The 1,442-nt window shown below is 70.0% G+C and carries 1 protein-coding gene and 1 pseudogene; both read left to right on the forward strand.

What is annotated here, in order from left to right:
* Positions 1–968, forward strand: a 968-nt coding sequence (locus D471_RS0132230; protein ID WP_017602425.1) for an LVIVD repeat-containing protein, incomplete at its 5' end; no start/stop codon positions are given.
* A 202-nt stretch (positions 969–1,170) separates the two neighbouring features.
* Positions 1,171–1,442: pseudogene (locus D471_RS0132235) on the forward strand (hypothetical protein); the annotation flags it as partial.

Here is a 1,442-nt window from a genome sequence, read left to right on the forward strand (position 1 = left end):
GCATCCGGGTCTTCGACATCTCCGACAAGGCCGACCCGCAGTACGTGACCGCCGTGCCCACCGACTGCGGTTCGCACACCAACACGCTGGTTCCCGGTAAGGACGGCGAGCACGAGTACGTCTACGTGTCCTCCTACTCGCCCCGCAGCGCCTTCCCGAACTGCCAGCCTCCGCACGACAAGATCACCGTCATCGAGGTCCCGCTCGACGACCCGGCCTCGGCCGAGGTCCTCGACACCCCCGTGCTCTTCCCCGACGGCGGCAACGCCGGCACCTCCGGCTGCCACGACATCACGGCCTACCCCGAGGGCGACGTCGCCGCGGGCGCGTGCATGGGTGACGGCATCCTGATGGACATCTCCGACCCGGCGGAGCCGGTGGTCACCGACGTCGTCCGCGACGAGAACTTCGCGTTCTGGCACTCGGCGACCTTCACCAACCGGGGCGAGACGGTGCTGTTCACCGACGAGCTCGGCGGTGGCGGCGGCCCCACCTGCAACGAGGGCGTCGGTCCCGAGCGCGGTGCCAACGCCATCTACACGATCGGCGGCACCGACGAGGCTCCCGAGATGGCCTTCGAGGGCTACTACAAGCTCCCCCGCCACCAGGCCGACACCGAGAACTGCGTGGCGCACAACGGTTCGCTGATCCCCACCCCCGGCCGTGACTTCTTCGTGCAGGCCTGGTACCAGGGCGGCGTGTCGGTGATCGACTTCAACGACCCCACCGACGCGACCGAGATCGCCTACTTCGACCGTGACCCGATCGACGACAGCGACCTCGTCGTGGGCGGCTCCTGGTCGGCGTACTACTACAACGGCTACGTCTACTCCTCCGACATCACCCGCGGACTCGACGTCATCAAGCTCGAGGACCCGAGGTTCCGGGTGGCCGAGCGTGTCGTGATGGACGAGTTCAACCCGCAGTCCCAACCGGTCTACCGACCGGGCCGGGGCCACGGACGCTGATCCGACGGACCTCCCGGCGGTTCCTCCTGGGGAGCCAGGGCAACGGGAGAGGGGCCGCGACCGCCACGGTCGCGGCCCCGCCGTCCGTCCCCGACCGGGGCGCGCCCGGGGCGGACCGTCCCGGACACGACCCCATCCGGAGCGGGAGGACCGGCACCGGGCCGGGAACCCCGCACAACCCCCCGAGCGCACGAGGAGACCCATGCGCGCACCCTCCACCCATCGGTCCCGACGCGGCCTGAGACGGTCAGCGACCCTGGCCGCGACGGCGGCGGTCGCACTCACCGCAGGGCTGTTGGCTCCGTCGACTGCCCTGGCGGACACGCCGCCCGCCGACAGCATCACCAGCGACAACGTCACGCACGTGACCAACGTGCCCAAGCCCGAGGCCGTCCGCAGCGTCAACTCGGACCTGGCGTTCACCGGTGACTACGCCATCGGCGGCAACTACGACGGTTTCGTCGTCTACGACAT

The organism is Nocardiopsis lucentensis DSM 44048, from assembly GCF_000341125.1.
Lineage (GTDB): Bacteria > Actinomycetota > Actinomycetes > Streptosporangiales > Streptosporangiaceae > Nocardiopsis > Nocardiopsis lucentensis.